The sequence below is a fragment of the Vibrio sp. T20 genome, from assembly GCF_007858795.1.
Taxonomy (GTDB): Bacteria; Pseudomonadota; Gammaproteobacteria; order Enterobacterales; family Vibrionaceae; genus Vibrio; species Vibrio satsumensis.
The window spans coordinates 207,149-232,082 of sequence record NZ_VFEB01000078.1; the positions used below are offsets into that span (position 1 = coordinate 207,149).

Consider the following 24,934-nt stretch of genomic DNA (forward strand, 5'->3'; position numbering starts at 1 on the left):
CAACCATTATTATTACCGACATTAACATTGTTGGGGCAGGCTGCTAAGTAACGGATTTTAAAAAAAAGGCCTGTATCCAACAAGATACAGGCCTTTTTTTGTACCATTTTTATGACTTATGGAGAAAGGGATGCGCGTTTTAAAGTTTGGAGGTTCATCATTAGCTGATGCAGATCGTTTTTTACGAGCGGCGGATATCATCGCTAATAATGCCCAGCAAGAAGAGCTAGCCGTTGTACTATCGGCTCCAGGAAAAACAACCAATAAGTTGGTCGCTGTTATTGAAGCTGCACTGAAAAATGGTGAAGCAGACGCACAGATTACAGAGATCGAATCTTCATTCGCTGCGCTGTTTACAGAGATTAAAGCGGTTGTACCTTCTATTGATGGTACTGCGTTCCAAGAGCAGGTTGATACCTCTCTTGCTCAGCTAAAGCAGTTCGTGAACGGCATCAACCTACTTGGTATGTGCCCGAACCACGTCAATGCTCGCATCATCAGTAAAGGTGAGCGAATCTCTATCCAGTTAATGAAAGCGGTACTTGAAGCAAAAGGCCAACCAGCAAGCCTGATTGACCCAGTTCAATACCTATACGCTAAAGGTGATCACCTTGAAGCTATGGTTGATGTGGATGTGTCTACTCAGAACTTCCGTCAATCGCCACTTCCACAAGGTCACGTTAACATCATGCCGGGCTTCACTGCCGGTAATGATAAAGGCGAATTGGTCACTCTTGGCCGTAATGGCTCTGACTACTCAGCAGCAGTGCTAGCTGCATGTCTGCGTGCTGATTGCTGTGAAATCTGGACAGATGTAGACGGCGTTTACAACTGTGACCCACGTTTAGTCGATGATGCTCGTCTTCTTAAGTCATTAAGCTACCAAGAAGCGATGGAGCTTTCTTACTTCGGTGCTTCGGTTCTACACCCGAAGACTATCGCACCTATCGCGCAATTCCATATTCCTTGTCTGATCAAAAATAGCTTTAATCCACAGGGTGCGGGTACTTTGATTGGTCAAGACACTGGCGAAGATAACCTAGCAATCAAAGGTATTACTACGCTAAGTGACCTAACAATGGTTAACGTATCAGGCCCTGGTATGAAAGGCATGGTAGGCATGGCAAGCCGCGTATTCGGCGCGATGTCTTCGGCTGGCGTTTCTATTGTCCTTATTACTCAATCTTCTTCTGAGTACAGCATCAGCTTCTGTATTGAATCGGCTGACAAAGTGAAAGCGAAACAAGTGTTGTCAGACGCGTTTGAACTTGAACTTAAAGATGGCCTACTAGAGCCCGTTGAGTTCATGGACGACGTAGCGATTGTAACGCTGGTGGGTGACGGTATGCGTACTTCACGCGGTGTCGCTTCTCAGTTCTTCTCTTCTTTAGCTGAAGTGAACGTGAACATCGTTGCGATTGCTCAAGGTTCTTCAGAGCGTGCTATCTCTGCGGTTATCCCTGAAGACAAGATTTCTGAAGCTATCAAGGCGTGTCACGAGAACCTATTCAACTCTAAGCACTTCCTTGACGTATTCGTTGTGGGTGTTGGCGGTGTTGGTGGCGAGCTTGTTGACCAGATCCAACGTCAACAAGGCAAACTGGCTGAAAAAGGCATCGTGATTCGCGTATGTGGTTTAGCAAACAGCAAAGGTTTGTTGCTAGACAGTGAAGGCTTGCCTCTAGAGCAGTGGCGTGACCGTATGTCGAGTGCGACTGAAGAATTCAGCCTTGCGCGTTTAGCGGCTCTGGTTCAACGTAACCATATCATCAACCCAGTATTGGTTGACTGTACGTCTAGTGAAGATATTGCTGCGCAGTACGCTGATTTCCTAGCGGCTGGTTTCCATGTGGTAACACCAAACAAGAAAGCAAACACAGCAAGCATGGCTTACTACCATCAGCTGCGTGAAGTTGCGCGTAACTCACGTCGTAAGCTGATGTACGAAACAACCGTAGGTGCAGGTCTACCGGTAATCGAAAACCTTCAGAACCTTATCTCTGCAGGTGATGAGCTTGAGAAGTTCAACGGCATTCTTTCTGGTTCACTGTCTTACATCTTCGGTAAGCTTGATGAAGGCATGACACTGAGCCAAGCAACCAACATTGCTAAAGATAATGGCTTTACTGAACCGGATCCACGTGATGACTTATCAGGCATGGATGTGGCGCGTAAGCTGCTTATTCTTGCTCGTGAAGCCGGCATGGCACTTGAACTTGAAGACGTTGAAGTAGACCAAGCACTACCACCAGGTTTTGACGATTCAGGTACGGTTGAAGAGTTCATGGCTCGCTTGCCAGAAGCAGATGCTTACTTCCAAGAGCAGTCAGCTATCGCAGCAGAAGAAGGCAAAGTACTTCGTTATGTTGGTGAGATTGCTGATGGTAAATGTAAGGTTCGTATCGCAGCTGTTGATGGCGACGACCCAATGTTCAAGATTAAAGATGGCGAGAACGCGTTGGCATTCTACAGCCGTTACTACCAACCAATCCCGCTAGTACTTCGTGGCTACGGTGCCGGTACTGAAGTAACAGCAGCAGGCGTATTCTCTGATGTGATGCGTACTCTTGGTTGGAAATTAGGAGTTTAGGAATGAGTTCAAGTGATATGGATGTTGTCGTTTATGCTCCTGCATCAATCGGTAATGTCAGTGTAGGGTTTGATGTGCTGGGGGCCGCTGTGTCTCCAGTGGATGGCACACTGCTGGGTGACCGAGTTATGGTTAAAGCAGGTGATGAACCATTCTCACTTAAAACAGCAGGTAGCTTTGTTTCTAAGCTGCCGACTGAAGCCAAAGAAAACATCGTCTACGACTGCTGGGTGGTGTTCTCTAGAGAGCTTGATAAAAAAGGCGTAGCGCTAAAGCCTTTGGAAATGACACTCGAAAAGAACATGCCTATTGGTTCTGGTTTAGGTTCAAGTGCATGCTCAATCGTAGCGGCACTTGATGCGCTAAACCGTTTTCACGGTCAACCACTGAATGAAACGGAACTGCTTGCTCTGATGGGCGAAATGGAAGGTAAGATTTCAGGCGGTATCCATTATGATAACGTTGCACCATGTTATCTTGGTGGTGTGCAGTTAATGCTTGAAGAGCTAGGCATCATTAGCCAAGAAGTCCCATGTTTTGATGATTGGTACTGGGTGATGGCTTATCCGGGCATTAAGGTTTCAACGGCAGAAGCGAGAGAGATCCTACCATCTCAGTACCGTCGTCAGGATATCATTGCTCATGGTCGCCACTTAGCGGGCTTTATCCACGCGTGTCACTCAGGTCAACCTGAACTGGCGGCGAAGATGATCAAAGACGTGATCGCTGAACCATATCGTGAGAAACTGCTTCCAGGGTTTGCTGACGCTCGTAAATACGCGCTGTCGGCAGGTGCATTGGCTACTGGTATTTCTGGTAGTGGCCCAACTCTATTTAGCATTTGCAAAGAACAAGATGTCGCCGAGCGTGTTGCACGCTGGTTAGAACAAAATTACGTACAAAATGAAGAAGGATTCGTTCACGTTTGTCGCTTAGATAAGCAAGGTTCGATCGTTACAGGAAGTGAGTTATGAAGCTGTACAACATCAAAGAAAATGACGAGAAAGTCTCTTTTGGCCAAGCCGTTCGTCAAGGCTTAGGTCGTAATCAAGGTCTATTTTTTCCATCTGAGCTGCCAAAGTTTGATGATATCGATGCGCTGCTAGCAGAGGACTTTGTCCCTCGTAGCTCAAAGATTCTGTCAGCATTGATTGGCGATGAACTACCAAAAGAACAGATCGACCAAATGGTGGATGCAGCGTTCCAATTCCCTGCTCCAATCAACCAAGTAAAAGATGGCGTTTACGCGCTTGAGCTTTTCCACGGTCCAACACTGGCGTTTAAAGATTTCGGCGGCCGCTTTATGGCTCAGTCTTTAGCAGCCGTTTCAGATGGTGGTCAAATCACTATCTTAACAGCAACATCAGGTGATACTGGTGCGGCGGTTGCGCATGCTTTCTACGGCATGGAAGACATCAATGTTGTGATTCTTTACCCGAAAGGCAAGATCAGCCCATTGCAAGAGAAGCTTTTCTGTACGCTGGGTAAGAACATTCACACTGTCGCTATCGATGGTGACTTTGATGCGTGTCAGGCTCTGGTTAAAGACTCATTTGATGACGCAGAACTGCGTAAAGAGATTGGTCTTAACTCGGCAAACTCTATTAACATCAGTCGTCTAATGGCTCAGATCTGTTACTACTTTGAAGCGGCTTCTCAGCTGACTAAAGAGCAGCGTGAAAACCTCGTTATCTCTGTACCAAGTGGTAACTTTGGTAACCTAACGGCTGGTCTATTGGCTAAAGCACTCGGTTTACCTGTTAAGCGTTTCATCGCAGCAACCAATGAAAATGACACGGTTCCTCGCTACCTAGAAACAGGTCAATGGGATCCAAAAACGACCGTTGCGACAACATCGAACGCGATGGACGTAAGCCAACCAAATAACTGGCCTCGTATTGAAGAGCTTTGCCAACTGAAAGGTTGGGGCTTAGATACATTAGGTAAAGGTAAAGTATCTGACGAGCAGAGCGCTGAGTCAGTACGTGACCTAAAAGCACAAGGTTACCTATGTGAACCACATGGTGCGATTGCTTACCGTCTATTGGATGAGCAACTGCAAGAGAACGAAACTGGTTTGTTCCTGTGTACAGCACACCCAGCGAAATTCAAAGAAGTGGTTGATGATATCCTAGGTTCTGATATCGAACTGCCTGGCCCGCTAGCAAAACACGCGGCAATGGAGTTGTTGTCTGAAGATCTTGATAACGATTTTGAAGCGCTAAAAGCAGTGCTTCGTCGAGTTCAACCGTAACGTCCATTTGTTTTTCGAACAAATAAAAACGGCGCTCAATGAGCGCCGTTTTTGTATTCTAATTTAAGCTCTAAAAATTATAGAGACTCAGTGAACGTACGTGCGATAACGTCACGTTGCTGTTCAGTTGTTAGAGAGTTGAAACGTACAGCGTAACCCGATACACGGATTGTTAGCTGTGGGTAGTTCTCTGGGTGAGCAACTGCATCTTCTAGCGTTTCACGCTTAAGAACGTTAACGTTTAGGTGTTGACCACCTTCGATGCGTGGTGCTGCTTCGATTGCAACTTCACGGCTTTCGTACTCGCCTAGGTCTGCAGCTGAGATAACTTGGTCAGCTTCGAAACCTGCAGTAGCAACAACACAACGAGCTTCATTCTTCTCGCTATCTAGTAGCCAGATTGAGTTTAGTAGGTCATCGTTTGCTGCTTTAGTAATTTGAATACCTTGGATCATAACTATCTCCTAGTCCACTGAATGTGGTTTGATTATGGTGTTAACTTTCGATTTTTATTGAGCTGGGTAATATATACCTAATACCCATGAGGTTATCATTGATTTAAGTCAAAAAACAACCAAAAACCATATTTTTACAAAGGTAATTATATTGAGGCAAATCAATAAAACCTTTGAAAACAAAGTAATTACAAAATATTTTAAAGTATAAAAAATATTTAACAGCCATATTTGTTGTAAGTTTACTACATTTGTTGTGTTTTTATTGACCTGCAACCGATACGACCCTTTATTTATTAAGCATTCTGAAAGTGTAAAGTGATTTAATGACAAACAATAATTCATCCTCAAAACCGGAAACAAATATGAAGTTTATTGGCGCTCATGTGTCGGCTGCTGGTGGTGTCGATCAGGCGCCTATGCGTGCTCGTGAGATTGGCGCTAATGCGTTCGCACTGTTTACCAAAAACCAGAGACAATGGGCTGCAAAACCATTGGAAGCTAAAACAATCAGCGCCTTTAAGGCCAATTGCAAAATGTTAGGTTTTAGCGCTGAACACATTCTTCCTCATGACTCCTACCTTATTAACTTAGGAGCACCAGAAGAAGAGAAGCTAGAGAAATCACGTGCGGCTTTTATTGATGAAATGGAGCGTTGTAATCAACTTGGCTTAACGCTTTTGAATTTTCATCCTGGGAGTCATTTAAAGAAAATCTCAGAAAGCGAATGCTTGGCAAAGATCGCTGAATCGATCAATCTCGCTCATCAAGCGGTTCCTGATGTGATCGCGGTGATCGAGAATACGTCAGGGCAGGGCACTAACCTTGGTTGGAAGTTTGAGCACCTAGCAGAGATTATCGATCAGGTGGAAGATAAGTCACGTGTTGGTGTGTGCTTAGACACTTGCCATACCTTTACTGCTGGTTACGACCTACGTACAAAAGCGGCGTGTGAGCATACTTTTGCAGAGTTCGATCGCATTGTGGGTATGCACTATCTAAGAGCAATGCACATCAATGATTCAAAAGCTGAGTTCGCGAGTCGAGTCGATCGACACCATTCTTTAGGAAAAGGCGAAATTGGCTGGGACTGTTTTGAGTATATTGCTTCGGATTCTCGCTTTAATGGTATCCCTCTCATCTTAGAAACCATTGATTCGACGATCTGGAAAGAGGAAATTCAACAACTTAGAATGTTTCATCGCTCAGCAATGGAAGTGAGTGAAGAAGCGTAATATATAGAGGAAAAAATAATTTCCTTCTATTCCTAAAATTGGCATCTTTCTTTCATAGTGTTTAGTTGAATATGTAGTTCACTGTAACAATAGAGGAGGGTGCCATTATGTATTCTATAACTTATACCCCAAGTGCTTCTTCAACAGTCCATGCTGCAGCGCGTCTGCCAGCACCGAACCGTCACATCCATAGTCATGGTCACCATCGTACTCCCCAGAAGAGTGGCTAACCGAGATAAACTTAAATTGAACCCATTAATATGATTCATCAACAAGCGAACCCTACACATCATGTTTATTGATAGCTGTATGAGGTATAACTAGAGCCTTATTTAGGACAGTTAGCCGATACCGCTATTTTTTTGTCTGGCGAAAGCCCCTAGAAACCTTGATGATTGGGAAGTAAAACGATGAGCACACCAAAGACTTGGGAATCCATTATTAATGATGAACGTGACAAAGAGTACTTTGAGAGTATCCTCGCGTTTGTTGAACAGCAACGTAATAGTGGGAAAACAGTCTACCCGCCACAAGATCAGGTATTCAGTGCCTTTGACATGACGCCTTTTGAATCTGTACGAGTGGTTATCTTAGGGCAAGATCCTTATCACGGTGCTAACCAAGCTCATGGCTTAGCATTCTCAGTGCTTCCTGGCGTGAAAATCCCACCTTCTCTACGCAATATGTACAAAGAGCTTGCTCAAGATATAGAGGGCTTTGAGATTCCTAGTCATGGTTATCTCGATTCTTGGGCATCGCAAGGGGTGTTGATGTTGAACACGGTCCTTACAGTAGAAGAAGCAAAAGCACACTCACATGCGAAGTGTGGCTGGGAAATCTTTACCGACGCCGTCATTGCTGAGCTCAATCAGCGCTCTGAACCTATCATCTTCTTATTATGGGGTGCACACGCCCAGAAGAAAGGACAAGCGATCGATGTAGGTAAGCACCATGTGTTGATTGCGCCTCATCCATCGCCATTATCCGCCCGTCGTGGCTTTTTTGGTTGTCAGCACTTCTCAACAACTAACAAGTTACTTTCTTATATGGATCAACAACCTATTGACTGGCGTTTACCAACAGAAGTGTAGGTTGGTGATTTTCTGAGCAGAGTCAAATCATAAATGAGCATCTTCGTATACACTTATAAACAGTAGGTGTAATGGAGTGCAATACTATGATGATTGAAAGGATAAGACGAGAGCATGGCTATATGGCTCGTTTGCTCGCGATACTCAACAATAAGTTAGAGCTTCTAAAACAAGAGCGAGAAATAAACTATAGCTTGATCGCTGAGGTGGTTGATTACCTGATGAATCATTCAGAGAAGGTCCATCACCCAAAAGAAGACGTTATTTATCGCTACTACCTTAAACAATATGGCGGTGACCAAGTGATTGAAGACTTGGAGTTAGAGCATCAATTGCTTTCTGAGAAAACGGCGGAATTTTTAGGAGTGGTCGATATGATCCTTCAAGATGCGGTGGTTCCTCAGCAAGTCTTTATTGAGCAGCTTGAAGCGTTTGTTAAAGCTCAGCGAAAGCATATGGAATATGAAGAGAAGCATGTGTTACCAATGATTGTTGAGGCGTTCACGGTGAAAGATTGGCAAGAAGTTGAATCTCAATGGCTTCAACCGGAAGATGACCCTGTCTTTGGAGAGACCATTGCTGATCAGTATCGTCAACTCGCAGCCCGTGTTCGACAAAATGAACAAGAGTGCGTTTAGTGCGTCGGCAGTTGCCTCTATAGTAGAGGGGCTTTCTCTGATAACTGGGATTTCAAATCGACTCACAGGGAGAAATGTCACCTCATCAACGAAAAAAGGCACCTAAATAGGTGCCTTTTGCTATCTGATTTCTTATCGTGCTGATTAAAGCTTTATATCGTCTAGGCTAAAATCGAGTCCTAGATTCATTTCTCTCAGCTCTTTTTCAAGCTGTCTACGATCGTTGATGGCTTCGATTTCACGCCACTTACGCTTGAGTGGTTTTGAGCGTGATTTTTGAGTTACACGAGGCATTTCTAGTTCTGATACTTCATCGAATTGAAAGCTATCCATAAGCCATATCTCCTTCCGTGGGACTAGTTCTTACGAACCAATAAATATCATATTTAGGTTTACAATAACTTTGATTTGTTTCTCATTTGTTTCAAATCTATGAAGCTTTTGTTCTGTTTTCTCATGCATGCTCACACATTGTGAGAATTTTTATGTGCAAAAAATAAGCAAACAAACCTAAGTAAACGATTAAATTGGGGGTTATTGAATGTTAATTCATTGTGCGAATGGAATAGCGTTTTGATCACAATGCATTGAAGTGTATATGGTGCCGTGCGGTATAGGGATATCATTGGCCTAGAAAAAAACGAATATCTTCACTATACCTTGTAAAACCTAGGCTGACGTCATTTTTATGGGATGATGTTCCTGTTGGGGCGGTGCCATGGCTGTTGTTGATATTATGTCCCGATAATGTGACTTTTATTGAGCTGCATTGTTGAATGTTGTGTTAACAAAAGGTGTGTTATTAGTGAAATGTCATTTTAATATAAGTGTATTTGCATATTGATTTTTAGGCCGTCTCGCTGCATTATCCGCCCGTCAAAAAATACACTGATACGTAAAATGGATGCATGAAGCGACATTTACAGTCTCAATCGCCGCAAGAATATAACAAGAGTGCCGACACAACATTGACAGAGGCATAGGCGATTAAGAGGAAGGCTAGGAAGCATGATCGGTGCTTAAACTCAATTACGAGGTTCACGTGACAGACTTAATCAATTTGATGAACGATCTCCTTTGGGGATCTATCTTAGTTTACTTACTGGTTGGTGTGGGTATCTACTTCACTGTACGACTAGGCTTCATTCAATTCCGCCATTTCGGCCACATGTTCTCTGTTCTAAAGAACAGCCGTAAAGCAGACAGTGCTGGTATCTCTTCTTTCCAAGCTCTTTGTACTAGTCTCGCTGCTCGTGTAGGTACGGGTAACATGGCCGGTGTTGCTGTAGCACTAACCGCTGGTGGCCCGGGTGCTATCTTCTGGATGTGGCTAATCGCAATGCTAGGTATGGCAACATCGTTTGCTGAAAGCACACTGGCTCAGCTATACAAAACGCGTGATAACGACGGTAACTACCGCGGCGGCCCTGCATACTACATGGAGAAAGGCCTAGGCATGCGTTGGATGGGGGTTCTATTCTCTATCTTCCTAATCATTGCATTTGGTCTTGTATTCAACGCGGTTCAAGCAAACGCGATTGCAAGCGCAATGAACACAGCATTTGACCTTGAGCGTAGCTACGTTGGTGTTGGTATCGTAATTATCTCTGCATTCGTTATCTTCGGTGGTATCCGTAAGATTGCTCGTACTGCAGAAATCATCGTTCCAATCATGGCATTGGCTTACCTAGCGATCGCTATGTACGTGATGTTTGCGAACATTGAGAAAGTGCCTGAAGTATTGGCTCTTATCTTCAAGAGTGCATTCGGTTTGCAAGAAGCAGCTGCGGGTGGCCTAGGTTACGCAATCGCACAAGCGATGATTAACGGCATCAAACGTGGTTTGTTCTCGAACGAAGCGGGTATGGGTTCTGCGCCAAACGCAGCAGCTTCTGCTACGCCTTACCCACCGCACCCAGCATCACAAGGTTACGTGCAAATGCTAGGCGTGTTCATGGATACCATTGTTATCTGTTCAGCAACAGTCGCAATCATCCTGATGTCTGGTGAGTATGTACCACACGGTGAAGTAACGGGTATCGAACTAACGCAACGTGCGCTAACAGCACAAGTGGGCGAATGGGGCGGCATCTTTGTAGCGGTAGCGATTTTCTTCTTCGCTTTCACTTCAATCATTGCAAACTACTCGTACGCTGAAACGAACCTTATCTTCCTTGAGCACAACAACAAGAAAGGCCTAGTGCTGTTCCGTATCGTTGTTCTGGGTATGGTTATGTTCGGTTCTCTAGCGACACTGCCAACGGTATGGGCACTGGCTGACGTATCAATGGGCCTAATGGCGATTGTTAACTTGGTGGCGATTATCCTGCTATCAGGAATCGTGATTAAGCTAGCGAAAGACTACAACCGCCAACTAGACGCGGGTAAAGTACCAACATTCGATTCGAATGACTTCCCAGAGCTTAAGTCTCAGCTGGAAGACGGTATTTGGGACAACAACAAGAAGTAATCTTGTTGGGGCGATAAACGGCTCATCCTAAAGTGATTAGAAAGGCTAAGGTTTCGACCTTAGCCTTTTTCTTTGCCTGTCATTTGTCTCATTCTGTCTATCGAAGCTCATTCTCCCTATCGAAACAATAGGAAGAGTCATAAAGACAAGTTGATGTTTTTTCTATACTCTAGCAGCATCCAGTTAGATAACCGATTAGGGTAAAGTTATGTTAGTTGTCGTTTCTCCAGCCAAAACACTTGATTACGAATCACCATTAGCGACGGAACGCTTTAGTCAACCTGAGTTTGTTGAACACTCTGCTGAGTTGATTGAAGAGTGCCGTAAGCTGACGCCAGTCGATATTTCTGCACTGATGAAAGTCAGCGATAAAATCGCAGGGTTGAACGTAGCGCGCTTTGAGCAGTGGAGCGAGACCTTTACCCAAGACAACGCACGCCAAGCAATCCTAGCCTTTAAGGGCGATGTATACACTGGCCTAGACGCTGAAACGCTATCGGATGAAGATTTTGACTACGCACAAAACCACCTGCGCATGCTTTCTGGCCTATATGGTTTGCTTAAGCCGTTAGATTTGATGCAGCCATATCGCCTAGAGATGGGTACACGCTTAGCGAATGCTCGTGGGACTAACTTGTACCAGTTCTGGGGTAACATCATCACAGACAAGCTAAATGAAGCGTTGAATGCTCAAGGCGACAATGTGTTGATCAACCTAGCATCGAACGAATACTTTAAAGCCGTGAAGCCGAAGAACTTGGATGGCCAAGTGATTACCCCAGTATTTAAAGACTGTAAGAATGGTCAGTACAAGGTAATCAGTTTCTACGCCAAGAAAGCGCGTGGCATGATGGCTCGTTACATTATCGAGAACAAGATTGACTCGGTTGAAGCGCTGACCCAGTTTGATACGGCGGGTTACTACTTCGTTGAAGAAGAGTCGAACGCGAAAGAGTTGGTCTTCAAGCGCGAAGAGCAAAACTAGACGTTACTGATTAAAGGGATTCACGCTTATATAGCGAGATACCCACTAGATAGAGAAAAGCCCCATGCAGCGAACTGCATGGGGCTTTTTATTGAATCGTTGAAAGCGTTAGATTACTTGTTTTTAACCGCTTTCTTTTTCTTAGCGATTTTCTTCTTCTTAGCGATTTTCTGTTTCGCTACCGCTTTCTTATCTTCTTTCTTCGGCTTCTTCTTCTTCGTCACGGCCGCTTTCTTGTGCGTTGGGCGCATGCCTTCGATGAAGCGTTCTTTGATTGGTTCGTCTGTGTAACGAGCCACACGCTCAATCATTAGTTGATCGTGCGCTTCAATGATAGAAACCGCGTTACCTTTCTTACCAGCACGAGCCGTACGGCCGATACGGTGTAGGTATACGTCAGCAGTACGTGGCATGTCGTAGTTGATTACGTGGCTTACGTCTGGAAGGTCGATACCACGAGCTGCAACGTCAGTCGCTAGCAGTACGTTTACCGAACCGTCACGGAAACGAGCAATCGCGTTGTTACGACGATCTTGAGGCATTTCACCTTGGATCCATGCACATGGGATTTGCGCGCTTTCTAGTTGAGCACGAAGATCACCTAGGCGATCACGAGTCTTCAAGAACACGATGCTGCGCTCAGCTTGTTCTGTGATGATGTGCTTTAGGATGTTTAGCTTGTGCTCTGCTGTGTCTGCACGGTGGTACCACTGAGTGATCTTCTTACGCTCACGAAGTGATGATTTCGCATCGATCTCCGCAGGGTTTTTCAGTAGATCTTCAGTGAAGCCTTCAACACCTTTACCTTCTAGCGTTGCTGAGAACAGTAAAGTTTGCTTACGCCAGCGACACTCTGCGGACAGACGGTCAACAACAGGACCAAAGCCCATGTCTAGCATGCGGTCTGCTTCGTCTAGGATCAGCCATTCGATAGCACGACAGTCAAAGCGCTCAGCTTCGATGTACTCCATCAGACGCCCTGGCGTCGCCACGACGATGTCTTGCGTTGTGCCAAGGATGTCAGCGTGCTCTTGGTACATCACACCACCTGTGATGGTGAAGATGTTTAGCGCAGTGTATTTCGCAAGCTCACGAGCTTGGTCAGTGATCTGCATTGCCAGTTCACGAGTTGGCGTCAGGATAAGCATACGAGCAGGGCCCGCTTTCTTGCGTGGGAAATCCTGTAGGTACTGCAGTGCTGGCAGTACGAATGATGCTGTTTTACCAGTACCTGTTGGCGCAGAAGCCAAAACGTCTCTTCCATCTAACGCTTGTGGGATTGCTTCAGCTTGTATCTGTGTTGGACGTTCATAGCCCATTTCGTCAATTGCTTTAAGCAGCTCTTGGTTTAGATCGAGTTCTGCAAAGGTTCTGATCACTGTTGTTTCTCCACAAGCAATAAATGTTTCTGCCTCAAAAAGCAGACGATAAAAAAGAGTAGTCGGACATTATAGAAGCATTAGTGATTAGGATCACATGGTATTTGCTACATCTTGAGATAAAAATCTTTAGTGAGCGCAATAAATGCTTCGCTATAACCATCTTGCTGGTGAATTGTAAGCGATTCGCGCTGCAAATCTTGCTCGCAAGCAGGATCTTTAGATAACTCAAATAGAATTCGGCTAGCTGGCTTTTTATCTGTTGTTTTCACATCAAGGCGTTTTGCTAGATACCAACCACATTGCTCGGCAAACTTGATAAAACCTTCCCCTTCAGGCGTCGGTAGGATGAAACTGGCAGTCGCGAATTCAGTGGTTAGCTCAAAACAACGCTGGGCAAGCGCTAGGTGATCCAAGCTGTCGGAGTGTCTGGCGGTGGCTCTTTGGCTTTGCTGCGCCTGTTCTCCAGAGTTGAAGTAGGGCGGGTTACAGATGATCGCATCAAACCTTTGTGGAAAGTCGGCCGTTAACACGCTGTCGTGATGAAGGGAGATACGATCTTGCCAAGGCGACTGATCAATATTGACTGTGGCAGCATCAATGGCGTGTTGATCAATATCTATCGCGGAGATTGAAGCATCCTCAAAACGCTGCGCTGCCATTAAGGCCAGCAGACCTGTTCCTGTTCCAATATCGAGTACACATGATCTTTGTGGCAGGCTTACCCATGCGCCAAGTAATACGCCATCAGTACTGACTGGCATACCGCTTTGCCCGCCGTAAATTGAGAAATGCTTAAAATTGAAGCTTTTAGTTTGCACTGTTTTGTCTTTCATTAATGTTCTGAGTATCGAGATATTTTAAGTGATTAGCTCTAATGTTAACCACTTGTATGAATCAATGTTCTGCTTGGGAAACTATTGTTGTGAATTATGGTTAGTTTATAATTGTGGCTATTTTTCAATAGCTAGTGGAATTCACTGCTTTTTGTTCTCATATGCAAATTTATATGGTGTTTTTGTGTGGTGACTTGCAGCTAGCCAGTTGTTTCGTCATTATGCGCGACTATTTTATAGATTGATTGGCAGCTTTGAGCTGTAACATTCATGTAAGCACAACATAAACTCATAAATATAATTAAGGATTATCTGTGAAACAGAGTCTAAAACTAACAGATATAATGGCATTGGGCTTTATGCTTTTTGCGTTTTTCTTGGGTGCGGGTAATATCATCTTCCCACCTCTAGCTGGTCAATTGGCTGGTGATCACTTCCTTCCAGCTATGTCTGGTTTTCTGCTGACTGCCGTTGGTCTGCCGTTAATCACTATCGTCGCGGTCGCAGTGGCTGGTGGCTCTTGGGGTCACTTAACTAAAGATCTTCCTAAGAAAGCAGCAACCATCATGGCTGTACTGATCTTTATCATTATCGGTCCTGCATTTGCTGCACCACGTACCGGCCTTGTTGCCTATGAGATGGCGGTGAAACCGTTCTTCATCGATGCCTCTCAAGCTCACCTAACTCTCTTTTCGATTGCATTTTTTGTAGTAGCGATGTTTTTCTCTTGGTCGCAAGGTAAGCTTATTGACGTCATTGGCAAGGTACTAACACCAGCACTGTTTGTTGGTTTGGTTGTACTGGCGATTGCTGTATTCGTTAATCCTCAAGGCGATATTCTTGCGGCTCACGGTGAGTACATTACTCAGCCACTGACCAAAGGTTTCCTGGAAGGTTACAACACCATGGATACTTTTGCTGCTTTGATGTTTGGTATGCTGATTGTTGATGCGATTCGTAGCAAGGGCATTACTGACCGTGCAGCGACAACTAAGTACCTAATTAGCGCGGGTTGTATTGCCGCAACGGGTCTAGCGTTTGTTTACATCTCTCTATTCTTCCTGGGTGCAACAAGTGCAACAGTAGCAGCCGGCGCGGACAATGGCGGTGCTATCTTAAGCTTTTACGTTCAATCGTTGTTTGGTCCTTCTGGTCAGCTAGTACTCTCTGTGATCGTACTGTTGGCGTGTCTAACGACGGCGATTGGTCTTGTGTCAGCATGTTCTGATTACTTCAGCTCACTAACGCCTCTGTCTTACAAGACTTGGGTAATCATCAATGGTGTAGCTTGTGCAACTGTTGCGAACGTTGGCCTTTCTCAATTGATTTCTCTGTCTGTACCAGTACTGTTTGCACTGTACCCAGTCGCTATCGCTTTAGTAGCACTGACGTTCTTGCGTAGCCGTTTCCCTAATCCAAAAGCGGCTTACCGCGTGGTGGTATTAGTGTCACTGCTGTTTGCTCTTATTGATGGTGCTAAAGTAGCGGGTGTAGACGTGTCTGCACTTAAGATGCTGCCACTGTTTGAGATTGGTATGGGTTGGTTGCTTCCAACGACTGCTTCAATCATCTGTATGTTCTTTGTTGGGAAATCAACAGAACAAGAGATGGCTGAAGAGACTGTTTAATCTTCCGTTGAGATTAGATTGTCCTTCGAGATGAAATAGAAAAGGCCTCATTACTTCGCAGTAATGAGGCCTTTTTGTATTCTGTGGTCTTTTTATATTCAGCTACTTAGCTGGGGGCACTTCTGTTTGGTTATAGTTTTTCGCTGTACTCAACCAGTACTTGTTCAACCCAGCTTGCGATACGGTCGTCGCTAAGCTCGTATTGTGAATCTTCATCAAGCGCCAAACCAACAAATTGAGATTTGTCTTCCGTTAACGCTTTAGACGCTTCGAATTCGTAGCTGTCATCGTTTGGCCAGAAGCCAACGAACTCTGCTCCTGCGGTTTTCAGTTCATCATGCAATAGACCCATCGCATCTAGGAACCATTCGCCGTAGCCTTCTTGGTCACCCAAACCAAACAGAGCCACAACCTTGCCCTTCATTGGCGTGGTTGCGATGTCTTCCCACAGTTCATTCCAATCTTCTTGGATTTCACCGAAGTCCCAAGTCGAGATGCCCAGCAATAAAAGGTCGTAGTCCGCCATCAATGAAAGAGGGGTTTCTTTCACGTTATGGATATCAACTAGGTCTTCACCAATAATGCCGCGAATTTTCTCTGCTGCCATTTCTGTGTAGCAGGTGGTTGAGCCGTAAAATAATCCAATTTTCATAGCAAACGTTCGATTTTAATTTCAGATGGCGAATTCTAACCATAAATCGACTTCGATTGCAGCGATTATCCGCTCAAGTCGTAATTTTTATGGCATTCATATTTGCTCTGGCATACTCTCAAAACAGTTTCCAATATTGTGAGTAACACTATGCAGTCGCCTCAAGGGCAGAGCGCAGACCACGGTCTCGTTGAGCAGTTTTTAGATGCTATGTGGATGGAGCGAGGATTATCGGAGAATACGCTTGTCTCGTACCGTACCGATTTGTCCAAATTATTAGCGTGGATGGAAAAGAACAATTACCGCCTCGACTTCATTAGCCTTTCAGGTTTACAGGATTATCAAGGTTGGTTAGCCGACGCTGATTTTAAACAGACTTCTCGTGCTCGTATGTTGTCGGCAATTCGTCGCCTGTTTCAATACTTACATCGCGAGAAAATCAGAGGTGATGATCCAAGCGCATTGTTGATCAGCCCGAAGCTGCCGCAACGCTTGCCAAAAGACTTGAGCGAAGAGCAAGTAGATGCTTTGCTTGATGCGCCAGATCCGAACGATCCGATTGAGCTTCGCGATAAGGCGATGCTTGAGTTACTCTATGCAACCGGTTTGCGTGTTACAGAGCTGGTTAGCTTGACGATGGAAAACATCAGCCTAAGACAGGGCGTGGTGCGTGTTATTGGTAAGGGTGGCAAAGAACGCTTGGTACCAATGGGTGAAAATGCGGTGGATTGGATAGAGACTTTTATTGAACAAGGTCGTCCACATCTACTTGGCGAAAACAGTTCTGATGTGGTTTTTCCGAGTAAACGCGCTAAGCAAATGACCCGTCAGACGTTTTGGTATCGTATCAAACATTACTCGGTCGTCGCTGGTATCGACACGGAGCTATTGTCACCACACGTATTGAGACACGCTTTTGCGACTCATTTACTGAACTATGGTGCAGATCTCAGGGTCGTACAGATGTTACTTGGGCATAGTGACTTATCGACAACCCAAATTTATACTCACGTGGCGACTGAAAGGCTGAAGCAAATTCACGCACAGCATCACCCACGTGCTTAAATCCATTTATTTTTAAGGTGAACTTAATGAGCGTATTACGCCGTCTTCCTCTATTAGCGCTTCCTCTGATGATTACTGCATGTAATGCATCAGAAGCGAAAGTAGAAACAACATCAACAGCCGTAGAAGCTGCTCCAGTTCCAGTTCCAGCTCAAGCTATTGATACTGCAGCGTTAACTAAGCGTTTTGAAAAAATCGGCATTAAGGTCGATAAGATTGTTCCTTCGGATATCGATGGTCTTTTAGAAGTTCAAACCAACAGCGGCATTATCTTTTCTTCTCCAGAGGGCGACCATTTTCTAGCCGGTACACTTTACTCTTTGGATGACAACGGCAAGTTCAGTGATGTTTTGGCTGAGCGTCAAGCTCCGTTGAATGCAGAAAAAGTAGCAGCAATGTCGGATACAGTTATCGAATATAAAGCAGATAACGAAAAGTATGTTGTGACGGTATTTACTGACATTACGTGTGGCTACTGTGTTCGTCTGCACAGCCAAATGCAGGGCTACAACGATCTGGGTATTACCGTTCGTTACATGGCTTACCCACGCCAAGGTGCGACAGGGCAAGTTGCCGATCAAATGGCGGCAATCTGGGCGGCTGATGATCCAAAAACAGCGATGCACGACGCCAAAGTCAACCGTCAAATGCCAGCGTCTGGCAAAGACCTAGCAGAACAGAAGCAGATCATCGCTAAACAGTACCAATTAGGTCGTGAACTTGGCATCAATGGTACACCGGCTATCGTGCTAGCAAGTGGTGAGTTGGTGAGTGGTTACTTACCGCCAGCACAACTGCTTCAACGTTTAGAGCAATAATCTCGTTTTCTGTATTGCCAATTTATCCCCCCATGTTTTTGATTTAAGGAGTGGCCTGATTGATATTGGGCCCATTTTTATATGATAGAGATCCAACGCCGTCCTGAGGTCGACATTTCAGTTTTACCTGCTCACTTACCTGACTTGTTAAAGCGCATCTATGTGAGTCGTGGTATCGACAATGCTGACCAACTAGAGACTGCTGCGAAAGGCTTGCACTCTTATCAGAAACTGGGCGGTATTGATGCCGCAGTAGAGCTGCTTTTCAATGCGATTAAGCTTCAGAAGCGCATTATTGTTGTCGGTGATTTTGATGCCGATGGCGCGACTAGTTCAGCTTTGTCGGTGTTGGCACTGCGTATGCTGGGTAGCTCTAACGTCGATTATCTGGTACCAAACCGTTTTGAAGATGGTTATGGTTTGAGCCCTGAGGTTGTCGAACAGGCAATCGAGCTTGGCGCTGAAGTGATCATGACGGTTGATAACGGTGTATCTTCGATTGAAGGTGTGCGTTTTGCCAAAGAGAAAGGACTAGAAGTCCTGGTTACCGATCACCACTTGCCGGGTAATGAACTGCCAATGGTTGATGCGATGGTGAACCCGAACCTTGAGAGCTGCGCTTTTCCTTCAAAAGCTCTAGCGGGTGTAGGAGTTGCGTTCTATCTGATGATGGCGCTGTGTGTTCACATGCGTAAGTTGAACTGGTTTGCTCAACACGGCATGACAGAACCTAAGTTGATGGAACTGATTGACCTTGTGGCGTTGGGTACTGTTGCCGATGTTGTTCCGCTCGATGAGAATAACCGAATCTTGGTTCATCAAGGGTTACAACGTATTCGAGCGGGTAAAGCTCGTCCGGGCATTCAAGCCTTGATCGAAATTGCTAAGCGAGACGCTAAGCGTTTGGTGGCGTCTGATTTTGGCTTTGCTCTTGGTCCTCGTATCAATGCAGCTGGTCGACTGGATGACATGTCTTTTGGTGTTGAGCTGCTAATGAGTAACAACATCCATGCTGCGCGTCGTATGGCGAGTGAGTTGGATGGATTGAACCAAACTCGTAAAGAGATCGAAGAGGGCATGAAGCAAGAAGCGATGGCTTTTTGTGAGCGCCTTGAGTTTGGTAAAGACGACCTGCCTTCTGGTTTAGCCCTGTTCCAACGTGATTGGCACCAAGGTGTGATTGGTATCTTGGCTTCGCGTATCAAAGACAAATACCACCGCCCAGTGATTGCGTTTGCAGATGGCGGCGAAGGTAGTATTAAAGGCTCTTGTCGTTCGATTCCGGGTTTGCACATGCGTGATGCTTTAGACCGAATTGACACTCAAAACCCAGGCTTGATTCTTAAGTTTGGTGGCCACGCAATGGCGGCGGGTTTAACCATCATGGAAAAGGATTTTGAACGCTTCAGCAAGCTGTTCAATGATGTCGTGAAGAATGAGCTTGGAGAAACAGCACTGAAGGGCATTATTTTGTCTGATGGTGAGCTGTTACCTGAAGAGTTTTCGATGCACACCGCTGAAACGTTGCGTTCAGGTGGTCCTTGGGGACAAGCATTCCCTGAGCCCATCTTCGACGGTGAGTTTAAAGTGCTACATCAAAAACTGGTGGGTGAAAAGCACCTTAAGCTGATGCTCGAGCCGTTATACAAAGGCCACCCAACCAATGTGATGATTGATGGTATTGCCTTTAACGTGGATTTGCGTCGTTGGCCTGATGCGTCAGTGAAAACGGTTCACCTTGCATTTAAGCTCGATATCAACGAGTTTCGTGGTAACCAATCGCTGCAGTTGATGATTGATCACATCGAAGCTAAATAGCCACCTCTCGGCTGAATAATGTTAATCATTTAGCGCTAAATTCAACAAGCTCTGTTCAAAAACAGGGCTTGTTTTCCTTTCTGCCCTTACAAATTTTAGGTGTTTTTTCTGCCTGTCAATTTTATATCCGATTAAGTTGTTGAATCTTGGTTCACCACTCTAAAAAATTCTGTATCTCCGTCACACTTTTGAGTACAATTCTTCGGTTAAATTCTACTCATAAATGATGAGCTAAAATGTTTGAAATCAATCCTATAAAAAACCGTCTGCAGGATGTGTCTGAGCGCACAAATATCCTGAGGGGGTATCTTTGACTATGACGCTAAGCAAGAGCGTCTAGAAGAAGTAAACGCAGAATTAGAACAGCCGGATGTATGGAACGAACCTGAGCGTGCTCAAGCGCTAGGTAAAGAACGTTCTGCATTGGAAGCGGTAGTAGAAACGATCGACCAACTTGACCAAGGTGTTGAGGATGTTGATGGCCTATTAGAGCTTGCGGTTGAAGAAGAAGATCAAGAAACGTTTGACGAAATTGAACCAGAACTGGCTGAGCTAGAAGCTAAGCTAGAGAAGCTGGAATTTCGTCGTATGTTCTCTGGTGATCACGATGCATCAGATTGCTACATCGATTTACAGTCAGGTTCGGGCGGTACAGAAGCTCAAGACTGGACTTCAATGATGTTGCGTATGTACTTACGTTGGGCAGATTCGAAAGGCTTCAAGACTGAAGTTATCGAAGTGTCGGATGGTGATGTTGCTGGCCTTAAAGGCGCAACGGTACGTATTTCTGGTGAGTACGCTTACGGTTGGTTACGCACAGAGACTGGTGTTCACCGTCTAGTTCGTAAGTCACCATTTGATTCAAGTGGTCGTCGTCATACTTCATTTGCATCTGCGTTTATCTATCCTGAGATTGATGACAACATTACGATCGACATTAATCCTTCTGACCTACGTATTGACGTATACCGTGCCTCTGGCGCTGGTGGTCAGCACGTAAACACCACGGAATCGGCGGTACGTATTACTCACGTTCCGACTAACACCGTGGTTCAATGTCAGAATGACCGTTCGCAGCATAAGAACAAAGATCAAGCGATGAAGCAGCTACGTGCTAAGCTTTTTGAACTTGAGATTCAAAAACAAAATGCTGAAAAACAAGCGAGCGAAGAAACGAAATCAGACATCGGTTGGGGCAGTCAAATCCGCTCTTACGTACTGGATGATTCTCGTATCAAAGATTTACGCACCGGCATCGAAAACCGTAATACTCAAGCGGTTCTTGACGGTGACTTAGACAAGTTTATTGAAGCTAGCCTGAAATCAGGTCTGTAAGCTTTACCAACTATTAAGCTTTACCAATAATATTGGTAAAAATGCCTATATTTGCAAAAATATAGCTGTCCAAATTTTAAAAGCAGGGTACATCTCTAATGACTGATGCTGTTCAAAACGAAAACGCACAAGAAGCTTCTTCACCTGAAGAGAACAAACTAATCGCTGAGCGCCGCAGCAAGCTGGATCACATCCGCCAAAACTGCAAAGCTAACGGTCACCCAAATGACTTCCGTCGTGAGCACCTAGCTGGCGATCTTCAAGCGGAATTCGGTGAGAAGACTAAGGAAGAGCTAGAAGAGCTCAACCACATCGTTGCGATCGCTGGTCGTGTTATGGCGAAGCGTGGTCCATTCCTTGCGATTCAAGAAACTTCTGGTCGTATCCAAGCATACGCAGCGAAAGACGTACAAAAAGTACTGAAAGAGAAGTACCAAGGCCTAGATATCGGTGACATCATCGGTGTTAAAGGTGCGCTTCACAAATCAGGTAAAGGTGACCTTTACGTGAACATGGAAGAGTTTGAATTGCTGACTAAAGCACTTCGCCCTCTACCAGAGAAGTTCCACGGTCTAACTGACCAAGAGATGCGTTACCGTCAGCGTTACGTTGACCTAATCGTGAACGAAGATTCTCGCAATGCATTCATCGTGCGTTCTAAGCTTGTATCTTCAATCCGTAACTTCATGAGCTCAAAAGGCTACCTAGAAGTTGAAACGCCAATGATGCACGTGATCCCGGGTGGTGCGACTGCACGTCCATTCATCACTCACCACAACGCACTAGACATCGACATGTACCTACGTGTTGCACCTGAGCTTTACCTTAAGCGTCTAGTGGTTGGTGGTTTTGACCGTGTATTCGAGATCAACCGTAACTTCCGTAACGAAGGTTTGTCTCCACGTCACAACCCAGAATTCACAATGATGGAATTCTACCAAGCGTACTCTGACTACAAAGACCTTATGGATCTGACTGAAGAGATGTTAAGCACGGCAGCAATGGACGTTCTTGGTTCTACTTCTATGCCTTACGGTGATGAAACAGTTGAGTTCGGTGGCACTTACGCTCGTATGAGCATGTTCGATGCAATCAAACACTACAACCCTGAGCACGCAGAGATTCAAGCGCTAACAGAGGCAGATCTGCAAGACCGTGAGAAGATGGTAGCTATCGCTAAATCTGTACACGTAGACGTAGAAACGTTCTGGACATGTGGTCAGCTTCTTGAAGAGATCTTTGGTGAAACGGCTGAGCCTCAGCTAATTCAACCAACGTTCATCACTGGCTACCCTGCGGACATCTCTCCTCTAGCTCGCCGTAGCGATGACAACCCGTTCTTCACAGACCGTTTTGAATTCTTCATCGGTGGCCGTGAAGTAGCGAACGGCTTCTCTGAGCTTAACGATGCACAAGACCAAGACGAGCGTTTTAAAGCGCAAGTTAACGCGAAAGACGCAGGCGATGACGAAGCAATGTACTACGATGCAGACTACATCACAGCTCTTGAGCACGGCCTACCGCCAACAGCGGGTCAAGGTATCGGTATCGACCGTCTAGCAATGCTATTTACAAACACGCACACAATCCGTGACGTGATCTTGTTCCCGGCAATGCGTCCACAAGCGTAATTCTCGCTTAAGGGTCGTAGCAGCCCATAAAATTAAAAAGCCACCTTCGGGTGGCTTTTTCTGTTTTTGGGCTTCAAAACCTAGTCTGTACCGCACTCTTGATTCGAAAAATAGTTATTTCTGACATAGTCTTACTATTGAGACATAAAATCTAAGATAGTCTCACTACTATACGTCTCTGCGCTGAATACGATCTTGTGGCACTTTGTCGAACGATGAAGCATTGACTCGTATTAGCCTGATTTAAATAAAAATAGAATAAGGAAGAAGGATGGGAACTCAATTTAAGATGGATTCCTTACCAGGTTCTCTTATCGTCGTTGGTGGTGCGTACGAACCCTGGTTATCAGTGTTAGAACAAGTGGGTTGGCAGTGTACCCAGTGTGCAGATTTACGAAAAGCCGATGCCTTGATTGCTGATATCGGCCCATGTATTGGTATTGTCGATCTTAGTCATGATGAGTTCAGTCTCAATGGTATTGCTAACCTTGTGAGCAATAACAAGCAGGTGAGATGGCTCGCCTTTATCCGTGAATCTCAATTAAGCTCTGATACGATCTGCCAGTTTATCGTTAACTTCTGTATCGACTTTTTCACGGCACCAATACCAGATGCTCAGTTGTTAAGTACCATTGGTCACCAACTGGGTATGCTTAAGCTTGAGCAGAAGGTATGGCCAAACTACGGCATCAATAACAACATGGGCCTACTAGGTGATTCTGTAGCTGTGAAGCGCCTGAGAGACCAAGTGAAGCGTATTGGCCCGACAGATGTAAGTATCTTAATTTATGGCGAGAGTGGGGCAGGTAAAGAGACGATTGCACGTTCTATTCATCAAAACTCGTCACGAGCTCAGAAACCATTTTTAACGGTTAACTGCCGTGCCTTATCTGAAATGAGAATAGAGGCTGAGGTGTTTGGTATTTCAGCACAGCCAGCTACAACACCTTGTATGTTGGAAGAAGCTGACGGTGGAACCATCTTACTCAATGATGTTTTAGCAATGCCGCGCAATCAACAATTGAATCTGTTGCGCTTTTTGCAAGAAGGTAAGATTGAAACCGCGAATGGGCCTAAATCTGTCGATGTACGTATTCTGGCTGCGAATTCCTCTGATATAGAGAAGGCGTTGATCGAAGGTGACTTCAATGAAGAGCTCTACCACTACATCAATGTTCTGCGTATTCATGTCCCTAGCCTGAAAGAACGTGTGAGTGATATTTCAGTACTTGCGAATCATTTCCTTCGTGAGTACTCGAAAGAGTTTAATGCTCAGGCTAAGAGCTTTTCAGACGATGCCATTCGTTCGATGAATCGCTATCACTGGCCAGGCAACGTCCGTGAGCTGATGAATCAGATTAAGCGTGTTGTGTTGATGTCTGATGCCGTGATCATTGAGGATCACCAACTCGATTTACCAAAACAGAATGATGAACGCCGTAGCTTGAAAAGCATTCGTGAGCGTTCAGAGCGCGATGCATTGCTGATTGTATTGGAGTCCTATGGTGGACAGGTTTCGTTGGCGGCCAAGGAGCTTGGAGTATCACGAGCAACTATGTACCGTTTGCTGAATAAACACAGCCTTATTTCTGAGGGTGTTGTGTAGAATTCTCTGCTAAGTCATTCAGTCTGTTAGTGTAAATTTAAGAGCCACGCATCATGCGTGGCTTTTTTGTTGCTAATCTATGCGTTTATGTTCGAACAATCGAGAGATGAACTCTCAGTGACTAAGAGAGATATGCTGTGATTTTATATAATTATAGTGAATATCTTATATATAAATGAATATGCAACTGATATTTTAGGTGAATGCATTGTTTTGAAAATGTTAACCAATTATCGGTTGAATAATATACTCACTTGGTTAGACTTTAACCGTGAAAGCAGCGGTTTAACAAAGACTTGTCTGCTTTTACTACCCATTTCTTTTTGGATTTTTTAGTTAGTTTGGAGGCGCAAATGAAACATTTCGATTTTATACAGCATATTTGCGCTTCGTTTGATCCGTGTTCTGACATGGTGACTGTTATGTCACAAACATCAGCCATGGCCGA

General features: G+C 45.0%; 21 protein-coding genes and 1 other annotated feature (1 of these 22 only partly in view). Of the genes, 16 read left to right on the forward strand and 5 right to left on the reverse strand.

All coding sequences use genetic code 11. The features are described from left to right. Positions 1-101: a sequence feature (Thr leader region), on the forward strand; it begins 18 nt to the left of the window's first position. Between the two features lie 29 nt (positions 102-130). Genes thrA through thrC form a run of 3 tightly spaced genes read left to right on the forward strand, consistent with a single transcriptional unit; the run spans position 131 to position 4,844 of the window. Then, entirely contained in the window at positions 131-2,590 is a 2,460-nt protein-coding gene (gene thrA / locus FTW16_RS07050) for a bifunctional aspartate kinase/homoserine dehydrogenase I (protein ID WP_146490545.1), read from the forward strand. Between the two features lie 17 nt (positions 2,591-2,607). Then, positions 2,608-3,564: a homoserine kinase gene (gene thrB / locus FTW16_RS07055; RefSeq protein WP_048615050.1), complete on the forward strand. Its 957-nt coding sequence runs from the start codon at positions 2,608-2,610 to the stop codon at positions 3,562-3,564. Beyond that, positions 3,561-4,844, forward strand: a complete 1,284-nt coding sequence (gene thrC / locus FTW16_RS07060) for a threonine synthase (protein ID WP_146490546.1) — start codon at positions 3,561-3,563, stop codon at positions 4,842-4,844. The genes thrB and thrC overlap by 4 nt, the downstream gene beginning before the upstream one ends. A gap of 77 nt (positions 4,845-4,921) precedes the next feature. Here the strand turns inward: thrC and grcA are convergent, their stop codons facing one another. Then, the gene (gene grcA, locus FTW16_RS07065) at positions 4,922-5,299 is read right to left on the reverse strand and encodes an autonomous glycyl radical cofactor GrcA (RefSeq protein ID WP_017059315.1); all 378 of its coding nucleotides are present in this window, start codon (positions 5,297-5,299) and stop codon (positions 4,922-4,924) included. 326 nt (positions 5,300-5,625) lie between these two features. Here grcA and nfo point away from each other — a divergent pair, with 326 nt between their 5' ends. The 4 genes from nfo to FTW16_RS07080 all read left to right on the forward strand — a co-directional run bounded on the left by nfo (position 5,626) and on the right by FTW16_RS07080 (position 8,263). Then, positions 5,626-6,534: a deoxyribonuclease IV gene (nfo, locus tag FTW16_RS07070; RefSeq protein WP_146490547.1), complete on the forward strand. Its 909-nt coding sequence runs from the start codon at positions 5,626-5,628 to the stop codon at positions 6,532-6,534. 107 nt (positions 6,535-6,641) lie between these two features. Continuing rightward, positions 6,642-6,764 carry a hypothetical protein gene (locus tag FTW16_RS24715; RefSeq protein WP_261383420.1) on the forward strand — a complete coding sequence of 41 codons (123 nt, stop codon included), beginning with the start codon at positions 6,642-6,644 and terminating at the stop codon, positions 6,762-6,764. Positions 6,765-6,944: 180 nt separating this feature from the next. Further along, complete coding sequence (gene ung / locus FTW16_RS07075; protein ID WP_146490548.1) at positions 6,945-7,625, forward strand: uracil-DNA glycosylase; 681 nt, start codon at positions 6,945-6,947, stop codon at positions 7,623-7,625. A gap of 86 nt (positions 7,626-7,711) precedes the next feature. After that, on the forward strand, positions 7,712-8,263 hold the full coding sequence (locus tag FTW16_RS07080; protein WP_146490549.1) for a hemerythrin domain-containing protein: 552 nt from the start codon (positions 7,712-7,714) through the stop codon (positions 8,261-8,263). A gap of 144 nt (positions 8,264-8,407) precedes the next feature. Here FTW16_RS07080 and FTW16_RS07085 read toward each other — a convergent pair whose 3' ends face one another. Next, positions 8,408-8,596 (reverse strand): DUF3545 family protein, encoded by a 189-nt coding sequence (locus FTW16_RS07085; RefSeq protein WP_017059319.1) that lies wholly within the window; start codon positions 8,594-8,596, stop codon positions 8,408-8,410. Positions 8,597-9,305: 709 nt separating this feature from the next. On the opposite strand from FTW16_RS07085, the gene FTW16_RS07090 reads away from it, so the two are divergent. Together FTW16_RS07090 and yaaA are read left to right on the forward strand one after the other, a co-directional pair. Further along, the gene (locus tag FTW16_RS07090) at positions 9,306-10,733 is read left to right on the forward strand and encodes an alanine/glycine:cation symporter family protein (RefSeq protein WP_146490578.1); all 1,428 of its coding nucleotides are present in this window, start codon (positions 9,306-9,308) and stop codon (positions 10,731-10,733) included. Positions 10,734-10,941: 208 nt separating this feature from the next. After that, complete coding sequence (yaaA, locus tag FTW16_RS07095) at positions 10,942-11,718, forward strand: peroxide stress protein YaaA (protein WP_048606773.1); 777 nt, start codon at positions 10,942-10,944, stop codon at positions 11,716-11,718. A 113-nt stretch (positions 11,719-11,831) separates the two neighbouring features. On the opposite strand, the gene srmB is transcribed toward yaaA, so the two are convergent. Continuing rightward, positions 11,832-13,097, reverse strand: a complete 1,266-nt coding sequence (srmB, locus tag FTW16_RS07100) for an ATP-dependent RNA helicase SrmB (protein WP_017630226.1) — start codon at positions 13,095-13,097, stop codon at positions 11,832-11,834. A 107-nt stretch (positions 13,098-13,204) separates the two neighbouring features. Further along, positions 13,205-13,933: a tRNA1(Val) (adenine(37)-N6)-methyltransferase gene (locus FTW16_RS07105; RefSeq protein ID WP_146490550.1), complete on the reverse strand. Its 729-nt coding sequence runs from the start codon at positions 13,931-13,933 to the stop codon at positions 13,205-13,207. A gap of 314 nt (positions 13,934-14,247) precedes the next feature. Between FTW16_RS07105 and brnQ the strand changes: the two genes are divergently transcribed. Continuing rightward, on the forward strand, positions 14,248-15,561 hold the full coding sequence (gene brnQ / locus FTW16_RS07110; RefSeq protein ID WP_146490551.1) for a branched-chain amino acid transport system II carrier protein: 1,314 nt from the start codon (positions 14,248-14,250) through the stop codon (positions 15,559-15,561). A gap of 130 nt (positions 15,562-15,691) precedes the next feature. Here the strand turns inward: brnQ and fldB are convergent, their stop codons facing one another. Next, positions 15,692-16,213 carry a flavodoxin FldB gene (gene fldB, locus FTW16_RS07115; protein ID WP_048606779.1) on the reverse strand — a complete coding sequence of 174 codons (522 nt, stop codon included), beginning with the start codon at positions 16,211-16,213 and terminating at the stop codon, positions 15,692-15,694. A 150-nt stretch (positions 16,214-16,363) separates the two neighbouring features. Between fldB and xerD the strand changes: the two genes are divergently transcribed. From xerD to vpsR, 6 genes are all read left to right on the forward strand, one after another. Beyond that, entirely contained in the window at positions 16,364-17,278 is a 915-nt protein-coding gene (xerD, locus tag FTW16_RS07120; RefSeq protein WP_017059327.1) for a site-specific tyrosine recombinase XerD, read from the forward strand. 26 nt (positions 17,279-17,304) lie between these two features. Beyond that, positions 17,305-18,096 (forward strand): thioredoxin fold domain-containing protein, encoded by a 792-nt coding sequence (locus FTW16_RS07125; RefSeq protein WP_146490552.1) that lies wholly within the window; start codon positions 17,305-17,307, stop codon positions 18,094-18,096. 81 nt (positions 18,097-18,177) lie between these two features. After that, positions 18,178-19,914 (forward strand): single-stranded-DNA-specific exonuclease RecJ, encoded by a 1,737-nt coding sequence (recJ, locus tag FTW16_RS07130; protein WP_146490553.1) that lies wholly within the window; start codon positions 18,178-18,180, stop codon positions 19,912-19,914. 236 nt (positions 19,915-20,150) lie between these two features. Then, positions 20,151-21,249, forward strand: a protein-coding gene (gene prfB, locus FTW16_RS07135) for a peptide chain release factor 2 (RefSeq protein ID WP_102300662.1) whose coding sequence is annotated in 2 segments (ribosomal slippage) — positions 20,151-20,225 and positions 20,227-21,249 — 1,098 coding nt in all. Because the reading frame shifts where the segments join, the coding sequence is not laid out codon by codon here. A 98-nt stretch (positions 21,250-21,347) separates the two neighbouring features. Next, positions 21,348-22,880 carry a lysine--tRNA ligase gene (gene lysS / locus FTW16_RS07140; protein ID WP_060983067.1) on the forward strand — a complete coding sequence of 511 codons (1,533 nt, stop codon included), beginning with the start codon at positions 21,348-21,350 and terminating at the stop codon, positions 22,878-22,880. Positions 22,881-23,151: 271 nt separating this feature from the next. After that, entirely contained in the window at positions 23,152-24,486 is a 1,335-nt protein-coding gene (gene vpsR / locus FTW16_RS07145; protein ID WP_086773746.1) for a cyclic-di-GMP-binding transcriptional regulator VpsR, read from the forward strand. Positions 24,487-24,934: the final 448 nt, after the last annotated feature.